This window comes from Sporosarcina sp. NCCP-2331, from assembly GCF_023707945.1.
Lineage (GTDB): Bacteria > Bacillota > Bacilli > Bacillales_A > Planococcaceae > Sporosarcina > Sporosarcina cascadiensis.
On sequence record NZ_BRCD01000047.1, the window covers coordinates 1 to 13283 of the forward strand.

Annotated in this window: 12 protein-coding genes and 1 pseudogene; 5 read left to right on the forward strand and 8 right to left on the reverse strand. The window is 38.8% G+C overall.

The annotated features are described in order from the left end of the window. Positions 1-18 precede the first annotated feature (18 nt). A complete protein-coding gene (locus tag NCCP2331_RS17365; RefSeq protein ID WP_153722220.1) occupies positions 19-381 on the reverse strand; it encodes a winged helix-turn-helix transcriptional regulator in 363 nt (120 codons plus the stop codon). 136 nt (positions 382-517) lie between these two features. Between NCCP2331_RS17365 and NCCP2331_RS17370 the strand changes: the two genes are divergently transcribed. Next, positions 518-1120, forward strand: a complete 603-nt coding sequence (locus NCCP2331_RS17370; protein ID WP_251671997.1) for a nitroreductase family protein — start codon at positions 518-520, stop codon at positions 1118-1120. A 1008-nt stretch (positions 1121-2128) separates the two neighbouring features. On the opposite strand, the pseudogene NCCP2331_RS17375 reads toward NCCP2331_RS17370, so the two are convergent. After that, positions 2129-3279, reverse strand: a pseudogene (locus NCCP2331_RS17375) (alpha-helical endospore appendage domain-containing protein); the annotation flags it as partial. A gap of 365 nt (positions 3280-3644) precedes the next feature. Between NCCP2331_RS17375 and NCCP2331_RS18515 the strand changes: the two are divergent. Genes NCCP2331_RS18515 through NCCP2331_RS17390 form a run of 4 tightly spaced genes read left to right on the forward strand, consistent with a single transcriptional unit; the run spans position 3645 to position 6661 of the window. Next, positions 3645-4046: an alpha-helical endospore appendage domain-containing protein gene (locus NCCP2331_RS18515; protein ID WP_483882480.1), complete on the forward strand. Its 402-nt coding sequence runs from the start codon at positions 3645-3647 to the stop codon at positions 4044-4046. Between the two features lie 33 nt (positions 4047-4079). Next, positions 4080-4547, forward strand: a complete 468-nt coding sequence (locus tag NCCP2331_RS17380; protein ID WP_251671998.1) for a hypothetical protein — start codon at positions 4080-4082, stop codon at positions 4545-4547. Continuing rightward, positions 4548-5591, forward strand: coding sequence for a TPR domain-containing glycosyltransferase (locus NCCP2331_RS17385; protein ID WP_251671999.1), 1044 nt, complete (start codon positions 4548-4550; stop codon positions 5589-5591). It begins immediately after the preceding gene. Then, positions 5588-6661 (forward strand): polysaccharide pyruvyl transferase family protein, encoded by a 1074-nt coding sequence (locus NCCP2331_RS17390; RefSeq protein ID WP_251672000.1) that lies wholly within the window; start codon positions 5588-5590, stop codon positions 6659-6661. The genes NCCP2331_RS17385 and NCCP2331_RS17390 overlap by 4 nt, the downstream gene beginning before the upstream one ends. A gap of 51 nt (positions 6662-6712) precedes the next feature. On the opposite strand, the gene NCCP2331_RS17395 is transcribed toward NCCP2331_RS17390, so the two are convergent. The 6 genes from NCCP2331_RS17395 to NCCP2331_RS17420 all read right to left on the reverse strand — a co-directional run bounded on the left by NCCP2331_RS17395 (position 6713) and on the right by NCCP2331_RS17420 (position 13098). After that, a complete protein-coding gene (locus tag NCCP2331_RS17395; protein ID WP_251672001.1) occupies positions 6713-7792 on the reverse strand; it encodes a glycosyltransferase in 1080 nt (359 codons plus the stop codon). Between the two features lie 222 nt (positions 7793-8014). Continuing rightward, positions 8015-10024: an FtsX-like permease family protein gene (locus NCCP2331_RS17400; RefSeq protein ID WP_251672002.1), complete on the reverse strand. Its 2010-nt coding sequence runs from the start codon at positions 10022-10024 to the stop codon at positions 8015-8017. Then, positions 10014-10781, reverse strand: coding sequence for an ABC transporter ATP-binding protein (locus NCCP2331_RS17405; protein WP_153722227.1), 768 nt, complete (start codon positions 10779-10781; stop codon positions 10014-10016). Before NCCP2331_RS17405 ends, NCCP2331_RS17400 begins: the two co-directional genes overlap by 11 nt. 57 nt (positions 10782-10838) lie before the next feature. Further along, on the reverse strand, positions 10839-11252 hold the full coding sequence (locus tag NCCP2331_RS17410) for a hypothetical protein (RefSeq protein WP_251672003.1): 414 nt from the start codon (positions 11250-11252) through the stop codon (positions 10839-10841). A gap of 167 nt (positions 11253-11419) precedes the next feature. Then, on the reverse strand, positions 11420-12433 hold the full coding sequence (locus NCCP2331_RS17415; RefSeq protein WP_153722229.1) for a sensor histidine kinase: 1014 nt from the start codon (positions 12431-12433) through the stop codon (positions 11420-11422). Then, positions 12430-13098 (reverse strand): response regulator transcription factor, encoded by a 669-nt coding sequence (locus NCCP2331_RS17420; protein ID WP_251672004.1) that lies wholly within the window; start codon positions 13096-13098, stop codon positions 12430-12432. Before NCCP2331_RS17420 ends, NCCP2331_RS17415 begins: the two co-directional genes overlap by 4 nt. Positions 13099-13283 lie beyond the last annotated feature (185 nt).

Genomic DNA, 13283 nt, shown 5'->3' on the forward strand with positions numbered 1-13283 from the left:
GAGACGTGTATTTTTTATTCATAGTACGTGTTTTTGCTGTTCCTGAAGTAACCCCATCTTCTGCTTGTGCATCACATGGTTCTCTCCCCATTCATGCATCGCTTCCAAAATAGGTCCCAGCGATCTGCCGTAATCTGTCATTGAGTACTCTACTTTCGGCGGCACTTGCGGATAGACGACGCGCTGAATGATGTCTTCCTCTTCCAGCTCACGAAGCTGTTTCGTCAGCATTTTTTGTGTAATCCCAGGCATGCTGCGCTTCAGTTCACTAAAACGTTTCGTCCCTTCATGAAGCAAATGAAGCAAGATCACAGGCTTCCACTTTCCCACCACAATCTCCAAGGCTTCTTCTACTTTGCATTGCGATACTTCTATCTTCATTCTGATTCCTCCAATAGTATCTTTTCGTATACTATACCACTTAAAAGTGCGTACTTATCTATTTCATCATTACATCTTATACTAACAGAGAAGCCAATAAAAATATATGGCTGTATGCAAAATAACGGAGGTTTTGATGATGTCAAAAACATTTACAGATGCAGTGGAGAGCCGGCGTTCTGTTTACGCAATCAGCGGTGAACCGGTTATTTCCGATGAAAGAATTGAAGAACTCATTGTACATGCAGTTACACATACACCATCCGCATTTAATTCGCAGTCAGGACGTGTAATCGTGCTGCTTGGTAATTCCCATAAAAAGTTATGGAAAATCACGGAGGATACGCTGCGTAAAATAGTTCCTGCCGAAAGATTTCATACCACAGAAGAACGCATAGCGTCGTTCGGCAGCGGATACGGTACGGTTCTGTTCTTTGAAGACATGGCACTGGTCGAATCACTGCAAAACCAGTTCCCAGCGTACAAGGACAACTTCCCCATCTGGTCGCTGCAGTCTTCCGGCATGCTGCAATACGTCATCTGGACATCACTTCAGGAAGAAGGATTTGGTTCCAGCCTGCAGCATTATAATCCATTGATCGATGACGAGGTGAAAAGACAATGGGAAGTTCCTGATTCGTGGAAACTGATCGCACAAATGCCTTTCGGCAAGCCATTAATCGAAGCAGGCGAGAAAGAAATCAAGCCAGTGGAAGACCGGCTGAAAGTATTTAAATGAAGTGAACTATCCACCACTTAACACCCTTCCTTTCGGGTTGTGTGAAGTGGGGGCTTCTCGACTTATCATCACTTTTAATAGCTAATGAAAACGGATCGAGCTCTCCCTCTTGTTCCAAGGATTGTTGTTTAGTTTTATGGTCATGCCAACCTTCAACTTTCCTTCTTTTTTGACGTTGATGGCGGTTTTCTAATTCCTGTCGCGTACGAATCCACACCTGCAGGAGAAAGCACCATTCAGAAAAGGCTACCTGTTTTATGTATTTACATCTGGAGCAGGTTTTGTCCAAAGGGAACCACTTGCTGATTATGACAAGTTGCTTCCTTTATTCAACTATATCTATTGCGATGAAGTTGTATACTTTTGAATAGCAACTGAATCTTATTTAAAAACGAACAATCAAGAAATTAAATAAGACACTCTATAGAGAGACTGCTTACGAAGTGTCAACTCTATAAAGTGTCTTTTTATTCTATACAAAATCTAAAATAATTAGTTACCGCCTAGTTTTTCTTATTCATCTGTCAACTTATGAACTGACCAAACCGTTCCAGTATCTGTTTCCCCACCAATGTTGAGAGAAATCCCCAAACCACTTGCTTCATAGAAGATAGCAATTTGTTCGCCAGCATTCAGATGCACATCCCCTGTTAAAGTAACGGTTCCATTTCCTAGAATCGCTCGCAATGTTAGCAACAAGGCTATATTGACATTCAAAACCGGGAATAAGCCTGAGAGTAGATCAACCGTTGGGTCTGGTGAATACTTTCTAATGACAAACGCTGGATTAATTCCAGCTTCTAAGCTAACGTTCAGCGCTGCAATTGTAGTATAACTTAATATCGCATTAATCGTATATCTTCCCGTTTCCGGAACGGTGTAAGTGCCGGTCGCAGCATCAAACCCACTTCCAGTATAATTCGGATCTGTAACTACCCAGCCTCCTAGTTGTTGACTTTCTGTAATAGCGGTCGGTGTTCTTCTAGCCGAGAAACCAACTTCCGCAACGGTAGGACCAGTTGCGCCGGTGGCTCCTGTTGGACCTGTTGCTCCTGTTGGGCCTGTTGGGCCTGTTGGACCTGTTGCTCCTGTGGCTCCGGTTGGACCTGTTGGGCCTGTTGGGCCTGTTGGGCCTGTTGGACCTGTTGCTCCTGTTGGGCCTGTTGGGCCTGTCGCACCTGTTGCACCTGTCGCTCCTGTTGGGCCTGTTGGACCTGTTGGACCTGTGGCTCCCGTGGCTCCGGTTGGACCTGTCGCTCCCGTGGCTCCCGTTGCACCTGTTGGGCCTGTCGCTCCCGTGGCTCCCGTTGCACCTGTCGCTCCCGTGGCTCCCGTTGCACCTGTTGGGCCTGTCGCTCCTGTGGCTCCGGTTGGACCTGTCGCTCCTGTTGGACCTGTGGCTCCCGTGGCTCCGGTTGGACCCGTCGCTCCTGTTGCACCAGTTGGACCTGTTGCTCCTGTGGCTCCCGTGGCTCCCGTTGCACCTGTCGCTCCCGTGGCTCCGGTTGGACCTGTTGCTCCCGTTGCACCTGTGGGACCTGTCGCTCCTGTTGCTCCGGTTGCACCTGTTGCTCCTGTGGCTCCCGTTGCACCTGTTGCTCCTGTGGCTCCCGTTGCACCTGTCGCTCCCGTGGCTCCGGTTGGACCTGTCGCTCCTGTTGCTCCGGTTGGACCTGTCGCTCCTGTTGCTCCGGTTGGACCTGTCGCTCCTGTTGCTCCGGTTGGACCTGTCGCTCCTGTTGCTCCGGTTGGACCTGTCGCTCCTGTTGGGCCTGTCGCTCCCGTTGCACCTGTTGGACCCGTGGCACCAGTTGGACCTGTTGCTCCGGTCGGACCTGGTGGACCTGTTGGACCAATATCTCCACTAGGAATAATCGATGTGACCCTACCCAATTTTGTGTCCAAAAGGAGTTCTTTCTTTATGACAGTAGATAGCATTTCTTGTACTGAGTCATTTACAGCGAACAATTCTTCAAGTGTAGCCGTTTGACTAAGACCAGGTATGGTACCTAATGCATACTGAATTTTTCCCCTTCCGCATTAATAATATGTGCAAGACCCAGTTCCTCCATTGCTATTGATGCTAAAAGCAAATTGATTACATCATTTCGATCAATGGTGATATTCGGTGTAATATTAGGAATATTCGGTTGTGACATATTAAAACCCCCTTCTCATTTTGTAGAACGCCATGCAGGTTAACCTTTCATGGCGTTCTCATGCATAGTTTATTCTTTGCGGAAGGAAGAGATTGTACAATTGGACCGGCAAAACAGATTTCGCTTATGACACGGCCTTCTCAAGTTAATAAACGCCTTTTGCGTCTCTATTTTCAAATAGCACCTCTCCCTCTTAACTTTCCTGACTTTCATTAAATTTGGAGGAATCAGCCTAATAAAGTTGGTAACTACCCTATATAACTTCACATATGATACATGGCATCGGACCTGATTTAGCATAGGACCATTTCAATCAGGTTCAAATAAATGTAATGACTATGAAAAGGAGTGAATAGTATATGTCGATGCCGAATATTCCAAATATCACGCCGGATATTTCATTGGAACGCTGTAAGACTATCGAGCTCTTATTGAATTCAATAGCGCTAGAGGAAATTGCTTTATCTCATGTTATGAATGCGGAGGCGGAGAAGCTCCAACTTTTTTTAGCGAAACATTCGGGTTGTATCGAGGATGTTTGGAAAATGAATAATAGCATTAACAAAACACTGAGAACCATCGTCAAGTCGCAAATGCTTTTACAGTTCAAACTGGAAGATGTATTAGAACTTGACTGTGACAGTTGTAAACCTTGTAGACCTTGTAAACCTAAACCTCGGAATTGCTGTCACAAAGGCACGTCAAATTCAGACTGTCATTGTAACTGCAGCTCTGCAAAAAAAGATGGAAAGCACAACTCTCATTAATACAATCATCCTGTTTTGAAAGAAGGGATAATTATGAAATGCTTGAAATCAGATTCGCAATCTATTTTTTCAGAAAGCGAATCTCATTTTTTACACGCCGTACCTAATTATCTCCAACTCCTGATCACTCATTTGCACTCTTTCGAAGTTTCCACTGAAGAGAGTCAATTATCCAATCTAGAAACAACACTCATCTCATCTTTAGCTTTGATTGAACATATTCATGCGTACTATTTTCATCGCAAAGTTCTTATAGGAGGGAAGCAGTTTTTTCTAAATGGAAGCAAAATACAATTTGTGATGCAACAGTTCCAGCAAGAGCTATGGAGTTGCACTTTTGTTCATCAAGAGTGCAAACAGCATTGTGGAAAAATCCTCAATCAAATTCAATCCTATTATGATTGTGACTTTGTCATTTTTATCAAAAAGGCTCCTTCAGTAAAAACCGCTTGGATCTCCGAGAAAATTTTGGATATTCGTTATGTAAAAGGAGATAGATAGATGAAAAAAAATCCAATGATCAGTTTATGTATGATCGTTAAAGACGAAGAAGACCGAATAGAAACATGTTTGAAAAGTGTGAGTGGAATAGCAGACGAAATTATCATTGTTGATACGGGATCAACGGATCAGACAATAAAATTATGTCAGCAATTTCCGAACGTAAAAATTTTCTATTATGACTGGGATCAGCATTTTGCAAACGCCCGAAATTTCGGCATAAAACATGCGAGCGGCGACTGGATTTTATGGTTGGATGCGGATGAAGAATTGGATGTACTTTCTTGGGAAACTGTAATCGATCAACTTGCAAAACAAGAAGAAACAACGGTCATCCAATTGCCTGTCCTTAATTACGTCGGCGACCGTCTGCCGGTGCAACCTGAACTGGTTTTCACCTATTATCAGACACGATTATTTCGGAACTTCAAAGGCTACCAATTTTTTAATCGTATCCATGAAACCCTCAAATTACCTGCAGATGCCAATATCGCTTATTTAACAGCCAAAATTCACCACTACGGATATATCACGGAGATTGAAAAGAAAAAAGATAAAGAAAACCGAAATATTGAATTATTGCAGCTAGATGCCAGAGAATTGGAAGAGAACCCATGGAACTCCTACCATTTGGCAAGTGAACTTTACCGCAGGCAAGAATATTCACAAGCATTTCAGTATGTAAATCTGTCCATCTATTCCTTTTTACTAAAAATGATTAAACCTCCCTCGATTCTTTATCGTTTAAAATATGTTATCTTAATTGAAACAAAAAGCTTAGACGGAGCCTGGCCAAGTATCGAAAAAGCTATTGACCTCTATCCAGACTATGTCGATCTCCACTTCTTTAAAGGCACCATTCTCTTCGAAAAAGGAAAATATCAGGAGGCGTTGGATACATTCGTCAAATGTCTGGAATTAGGAGAGGACCATAAAGAACATTTAATTTGGCAAGGCACGGGCAGCTACTTAGCAATGGAATATAAGAATAAGTGTCAAAAAAAGATAGACGAAGGATTATACGATAAAGGCGGGGAAACTTGAAAAGGGTACTCTATATTGGTTGGATTGGCTTTGAAAACTTAGGCGATGAATTGATGTATGATCTTTTTAAGGAGCATTTTGCTGTACTCGGAGAAGGATATTCTTTAGACTTTGTCAATGTTGAAATGAAATATTTGAAAAACGTTTCACCCGGCGACTATGATTTATTTGTTCTTGGCGGAGGTTCAATTTTAAACGGACCTGGCGTCACCATCTCGCCATACGTTATTGACTTCTTATATAATGCAGTAATGCTGAATAAAAAGGTGATGATGTGGGGGACGGGAATTGACTGGCTGCCCAAGTCTTCCATCTCTTTATTAGAAAATCCTCAGGAGCGTTTCCCATTAAACATGTCGGACCTCACATTGATGAAAATTCGTACTGTATTCTCTCAAAGTATTTGGTCAGGTGTCAGGGGACCACTTACAAAAAAGATTTTCGATCAGATTGATCCATCTAACCAGATTGAGATTTCAGGAGATTCCGCATTTTTATTAAAATTGGAAAGGAAGAAAATTCCAGATCGAAAGGTCATCGGAGTTAATTGGGGAACGAGCTTCAACAATGTTTACGGACAAAATGAGGAAAGTGTAGAAGACCAATTAGCCTTGGCTTTGCAAACATTAATCGCACAAGGCTATAAAGTACATTTGTTCCTTGTCTGGCAGAAAGATATGGAGGCATCCGTCCGGCTGTATCACAAAATAAATGACAGCGATCACGTCACGCTGCCAGTATTATATGGTCAGAATGAATTAATGGAACGAATGCAGGACTTTGAGTACACGATAAATTTTAAACTACATGCTAATTATCTTTCGCTCGCAGCACAAGTGCCGTTTATCGCCCTTGGATATCGTTTTAAAATATATGATTTCATTAAATCTATAGAGGCAGATTCATTAGTAGTCGACATGGATTCCGCAACCATCGCAGAAGATTTATTACAGGTTCATGAACAACTTCTATCCAATAAGGACACTTTTATGAGCAAAATTGAGACAAAGCGAAATCTGTACGCACAAAGGCTGCTTGAACCCTTTGCAGCTAAACTCTATTTACACTGACAAACAAATTAGCAGGGACAAGATGGATTCCATCTTGCCCCTGCTTTCTCTCTATTTCTCACGGTATTCTTCAAAAAAACTTTCATTATTCTTGATTACAGGATCCTCCGGACGATATTGCTTAGCAAGAAGATTTTGGTCAATTGCCGCTTGAACATCCCCTGTTTTCCAATAACAAACGCAAAGCTGCAAATGGGGATACCATGTGGAAAAACTTTTATTTGTAAACCCCATGTCCTCCTCTATTTCAATTTCCACTGCTGTTTTATACCAAAAAACCGCCTTTTGAAAAAGACCTTTCTCCTTATATATGTCTCCTATTCTGCATGCTGCTTCGGGACGAGGTATATCATATTTCAGTGTACTGACCAAAGCCTCCATTTCCTCTTTAGGTTGTTTTAAGACACGATAGCAATCGGCCATATACAAACAAGCACGAATGATATCCTCAACCCATCCTTTTTCCGTTGCTAAAAATTCAGCATACTGTTCTAGGGCCTTCTCGAAGCAGCCATGATCCTTTAGTTCATTCGCAAAATAAAAAAGATCTCTAGCTGTAAATTCCTCTCCTGCTTCACGTCTTTTTTCATAAATGCGCAAATTCCTGCCCTTAGATTGATTCTTCTTTTTCTTATTGGATTTCTTATGAGTGACAGAGATGTCAGACGTGAGTGTATTTCCGTTTACAAGCAGCACTTCATGGACAGGTCCGGTCCATTTAAAATTGCGAGCCCTTTTGACCAGCCTATTTCTTCGGAATGAAAAAGATGGATTTCCATACTCATCAAAAGCTACGTCATATAACATGGAGACCACATCAATATTCGGATCTATGCTCTCTTTTAAACGAGCCAGTTTCTCCCCGTCGACATTCAGCAGTACATCATCCGCATCCATCCATAAGATATATTCCTGTGTAGCTCGTTGAAATGCAAAATTCCTAGCAGCTGAAAAATCATCAATCCACTCAAAATCAAAAATTTTGTCTGTAAACTTTCTTGCAATTTCCTTCGTTCTGTCAATGGATCCAGTATCAACTATCACGATTTCCTCACATAAGTGCGCCACGCTATTCAAACACTGCTCTAGCACTTCTTCTTCATCTCTTACGATCATGCACAAACTAATCATACAAGTCTCCTTTTGGGTTATGCTCTCTCCTCATTATATGTGTAATATTAACAGCAGTACTGGGTAATGAATATGAGAGTATGGCGGTTATCTATCCTGTGGTTAGTACTTTTGAAAAAGTCTGAAGTTGTTGATGTGTTTCTCCGCAAAATCCCCAATTGAGCGGGGATTTTCTCTGTCAATCTAATGAAATTGCCGGTAATCTCTTTTGCGGTATCCATCCTAATTGCTATTTTTGACTATATTCTTGACGCCGATATATGTTGCATAAAAATACGCACCATATATGATGAAAAGGAGTAATGAACTTACTATAATGCTTTGGTAGTGAAAATTGAAAATTTCATTAACTGCACTAATCCCAACTATTGAATGTATTACGGCCAGGCTTAAGGGGACTAAGAAATAAATTAAGCTCTGTCTCAAAATTGCTTTATTTATTAATTTTTCAGTAACACCGATTTTCTTTAAGGACTTATATCGTTCCAAACTATCACTTGCGTCAGATAACTGTTGTAATGCCATGACTGCCGCACTGGATATGATAAATATGAGACCTAAAAATAGACCGATGAATACAATGGTTGCTGCAAAACCATTTTCTTTATCTTCTATTTGTTCTCGTGTACTCCCAATAACTAAAGCAGGGGAAATGTCTCTATATTTGTCTTTCGAGAGATTATTGAAGAGAGTTGAAAATTTCTCTTCCGATTTCTCAAAACTTTTATTATCATACATCACATTAAAACTTGTAAATTCGGTTTGCAGACTTCCATCGAAATTGTCAGGAATTATGAAGTAAAAGAATTTATTACCGCCTGTGCTCTTGACATTCTCCTCTATAGGATAATCATTTTTAATCTTGTAAGCTTTATCTTCTATATGGACGATGTTCTCATTTTCCATATACTCAGGCAAGGCATCATTGACAAGAGCATAATTAGATACGATTAATACCTCATTCTCCTGTAAATCAAGGGGCTCTTGCCCTTTAAGCTGTATAATTGAATTATAATCAGATATTTTTACAGCAGATACAGCACCATCCAAATAATTTTTCTGTAAATCAATTCGCTCCTGATTGTTTAAATACTCCGATAGTAATTCTTCTATCGTTAGATTAAGTTTGAATTCACTATAAAACGATTTCTTTTCATGATTATCAAATGTAAAGTTTATTTTATTTAAATATTCTTCTATATCATTTACCTTTGGGTCTTTATTTTCATTATTAACCACGAGAAATGCAGACGCATCAAAAGGAGTACTCTCTTCTAAGTTTTTGTCGATAGTTCCTTTTAAATCAAACGCTGCAAATAAAAGGGCAATAGTTATAAACATCATAAGACATATGACAGTCATGGATAGAAAGTTCGTGTTGATCTTGTTGTTTATTTGTCTTAATACAAAAATATTTATATCCTTCAAATAAATTCTTTTGTTCTTTTGCACTATATGGATAAAGAAGTTAGAGAGACTGAAGAAGAATAACAAGGTTCCCATAACTCCCATTACTACAGTAACTGACAGCTCCGTATTGTCGGCAGATAAGCCGGTTTTTAAAATTCTGGCGTACGCAGTGACTAACAACGTCACGGAAGTGGCAAATATAATCAATGATACAAAAGAATTCTTGAGCTTAACTTCTTCGTTTTTCTTTGCCGCATTTAACATGTCAATCAATTTAAATTTCGAAATAGTAAACTGATTAAAAATCATTACCAGAATATATATTAATCCGAAATATATAACCGATTTACCGACTGCGTTCAATGAAATAATAAATTTATATTTATTCAAATCAACTGATAAGATGTTAGCTACCAGCAGCGAAAGACCCTGCGATACGATAATTCCAAGTAAAATCCCCGCCACAAGGGAAAGTGCACCTATTAAAAGGGTCTCAAAAATCAATATTTTCGAGATTTTACTTTTTGGCATCCCTAATGTCATATAAAGACCCAATTCTTTTTTCCGCTTTTTTATCAAGATTTTATTTGCATAAATGATCAGACCGCCAAGAATAAAAGAGACAAATACGGAGGTTCCCGCTATAAGCTTATTTAACGTTGATATAAAGTTGGCATTTTTATTTAATTCTAATATGGAGTTCTGGGAATTAATCGAATTGAAACTGTAAAAAATACATACGGCAAGAGTCAATGTAAGGAAATAAATTGTATAATCCTTAAAACTTCTTTTTACGTTGTTGATTGCAATTTTAAAGAACATTTCCTACATCGCCTCCAAGCAGAGTTACAACTTCAATTATTTTACTGAAGAATTCCTTTCTCGTCTCATTTCCGCGTATTAATTCAGTAAAAATTCGGCCATCTTTTATAAACAGAATTCTATTGGCATAGCTTGCCGTAAAGGAGTCGTGGGTAACCATCAGTATCGTCGAATGAAACTCTTTATTCAGCTTTTCAAATGAATCCAAAAGTAATCTTGAGGATTTCGAATCTAATGCACCAGTAGGTTCATCCGCCAGAATGAGAGAGGGCTCAGTAACGATTGCCCTTGCACATGCAACTCTTTGCTTTTGCCCGCCTGACATTTGAAAAGGAAACTTTCCGAGCATCTCAGTAATTTCTAGTTTTCTTGCCACGTCCTTAATCAATTTATCTATTTCCCTTACTTCTCTTCTTTGAATCGTCAAGGCTAAAGCTATATTTTCATAAGCAGTCAGTGTATCAAGAAGGTTGAAATCTTGGAATATAAAGCCCAGTTCATCACGTCTGAATTCTTCCAAAGCTTTTTTCTTTAGAGCCGTAATATCCTGGGTATTTATAATAATATTGCCCGTTGTAATATTATCAATCGTAGAAATGCAGTTCAAAAGAGTAGTTTTACCGCTGCCAGAAGGACCCATTATTCCTAAAAACTCTCCCTGATTAACCTTGAAACTAATATTGTCAATGGCTTTTGTAATATTACCTTTATTACCATAATACTTTTCAATCTTCTCAACGCTTAATATATTTTGCATGATTTCCCTCCACGGTTGTCGTTTTTTTAACTTCGATTAATCTCTATTCATCGTTATTTATTTCACGTCAAATTCTGCTTTTGCTTCGATAATTTTTGAACCCTTTACATAAATAGTAACACCGTAATGACCCTCTTCCAGACCTTCCGGGATTGTAAGTTTTGCTGAAAAGTATTTTGCTTTGTTACTAGTTACTTTTTCTTCAACTAAAAACCTGTTCTTCCTTGTAATTTCTCCTTTATACCATACAACCTCTGCTTCATTAATCCAGAATCGATTTCTCTTTGCAGAAAAATAAATTGGATCTTCTGGAGCAAATGTGGCAGTTACCTCTGCCGGCCTTCCGTTGTCATCAATATCTTTTGACATTACCCCATCTACAATTTTTGGCTCAGTAACGTATTCATAGGCAAAGAAAGTTCCCACTGATAAGAGAATGACTGCCAAAAGTGTGATTAGCGTTTTTTTCATTTTTAATTCCTCCTGAAATTTATTATCTATTTGCATCTTATCAGCAGTGATTAGAGAGACATATTTGTTTAGATTTTATTAAAGTTACATTTTTGAAAGGTTATAAAAAAACGGATTCCCGGCTGCTGTATACTACAGCAGCCGGGAATCCGTCTTTATTGGATGACTCAGTGTATTAAGTTAGCATTTCCTAACGGGAAAATTATGCTGACCTTTGTTCCTTCGCCCGTTTTCGAAGTTAAAGCAAGACCCAGGCCAAGCTGTTTTGCAAGCTTTTTGCATAAGTACAGTCCAATACCTGTAGACTTCCCGTATTTCCTTCCATTCTCCCCGGTAAATCCTTTTTCGAACACTTTATTTACATCCTTCTCTATAATTCCAATTCCATTATCCTCTATGGTAAGAACAATATTGTTTTTATTTTGGACAGTGAATATTCTCACTTTGCCATTACTTTCTCTAATATATTTAATGGCATTTCCAATCACTTGATTCAAAATAAATTCCAGCCATTTAACGTCGCTGTACACAATACCTTCAACAGCTTCTATATCAATGGCAATACTTTTGCTGATAAAGTCTCTGGAATTTTTCTTTACAGTACTTCTTACCAGGGCCGCTAAAGAAACCTCTTTAATAATATAATCTTTGCTTACATCATTACTTCTTGAGTAATATAATACTTGTTCGATGTATTCTTCAATTTTTTTTATTTCCTGATTAATGTTATTGGTAATCTCATTTTGATTATTTTCTATAATTAACTTTGCTGATGCAATAGGCGTCTTGATCTCATGTACCCACGTTTCAATATACTCTCTATATTCATATCCCGTATCCCTGTATTTTTTCACATGCTCATGCATATCTTTGTTTGCCCGTTTTAATAAATCATACAAGAACTTACCTTCTATAAATTCGGGTTCTTTTATGATCTCAGAGAGCAGATATTTTTTGTCCAGACTCTCCATCAGGCTGTCCAACTCTACGTAAAAGTTTTTTTGTTTAATGAATTCCACAATAATATAAGAAAGAACAGGAAAAAACCAAATGCAGAATATCAGAAGAATTATTTTACTGTCAATGTTAATCAGCATCATACTGCCGCATATGATGAGGAATAATATAAAGTTGATTAACAGAAATACAGTTCTATCTTTTAAATAACTTTTAATACTCATGGCAGTATATAGCCCAATCCGCGTCTGGTTTCTATATTTTCCTTCATCCCTACCCCTTCAAGCTTTTTCCTCAGTCTTGTAATGTTAACGGATAAGTTATTATCATCCACAAATACATCAGAATTCCACATAAAGTCCATTAAATCGTCTCTTGATACGATCTTCCCTTTGTTTTTAATCATGCAGGAGAGTATTTTGAGTTCATTTTTAGTTAACTCTGCTGTCATCCCGTTATACATAACTGAGCCGTTGGATAAATTGAGCTTTAGATCATTATAAAAAATGGAATCTCTAAGGCTCGATCCGCTAACTCTTCTTAATATGGTTCCAATTCTCGCTAACAAAATTTGGGTATTAAATGGCTTTGTAATAAAATCATCAGCACCTAAATTCATACTCATAAGTTCATCCATCTCGTTATCTCTGCTCGTCACAACAATAATAGGCACGTCGGAGGTTTTTCTAATTTCTCTGCATATATAATATCCATCAAATATAGGCAGGTTAATGTCTAGAAGTATTAGATCAGGTTCCTCTGTCAATGTATCATGAATAATATTTTCAAAATTCTCAGGTGCGGCAGCCTCATATCCGTATCTGATCAAAAAGGTTTTAAGCTCTTCTCTGATCTTTTCCGTATCCTCTATAATAACAATTTTTGGCATAGACTCACTTCCCTTGCGTTAATTCAAACAATCCTGAATGTTTCCCACACTTATCACTATAGAAGTAGGCGAGAAAGAAATCAAGCCAGTGGAAGAGCGAATGAAGGTAGATAAATAAATAGAAAAGAGGAGCCAATTCATGTATGGAAGTTGGCTCCTCTTTGTGTATTTACATTAATTACATT

Excerpts from the sequence above, each read along its gene's own strand:
- NCCP2331_RS17365 (WP_153722220.1), bottom strand. The coding sequence starts at position 381 with ATGAAGATAGAAGTATCGCAATGCAAAGTAGAAGAAGCCTTGGAGATT.
- NCCP2331_RS17370 (WP_251671997.1), top strand. The coding sequence starts at position 518 with ATGATGTCAAAAACATTTACAGATGCAGTGGAGAGCCGGCGTTCTGTT.
- NCCP2331_RS18515 (WP_483882480.1), top strand. The coding sequence starts at position 3,645 with ATGCCGAATATTCCAAATATCACGCCGGATATTTCATTGGAACGCTGT.
- NCCP2331_RS17380 (WP_251671998.1), top strand. The coding sequence starts at position 4,080 with ATGAAATGCTTGAAATCAGATTCGCAATCTATTTTTTCAGAAAGCGAA.
- NCCP2331_RS17385 (WP_251671999.1), top strand. The coding sequence starts at position 4,548 with ATGAAAAAAAATCCAATGATCAGTTTATGTATGATCGTTAAAGACGAA.
- NCCP2331_RS17395 (WP_251672001.1), bottom strand. The coding sequence starts at position 7,792 with ATGATTAGTTTGTGCATGATCGTAAGAGATGAAGAAGAAGTGCTAGAG.
- NCCP2331_RS17400 (WP_251672002.1), bottom strand. The coding sequence starts at position 10,024 with ATGTTCTTTAAAATTGCAATCAACAACGTAAAAAGAAGTTTTAAGGAT.
- NCCP2331_RS17405 (WP_153722227.1), bottom strand. The coding sequence starts at position 10,781 with ATGCAAAATATATTAAGCGTTGAGAAGATTGAAAAGTATTATGGTAAT.
- NCCP2331_RS17410 (WP_251672003.1), bottom strand. The coding sequence starts at position 11,252 with ATGAAAAAAACGCTAATCACACTTTTGGCAGTCATTCTCTTATCAGTG.
- NCCP2331_RS17415 (WP_153722229.1), bottom strand. The coding sequence starts at position 12,433 with ATGAGTATTAAAAGTTATTTAAAAGATAGAACTGTATTTCTGTTAATC.
- NCCP2331_RS17420 (WP_251672004.1), bottom strand. The coding sequence starts at position 13,098 with ATGCCAAAAATTGTTATTATAGAGGATACGGAAAAGATCAGAGAAGAG.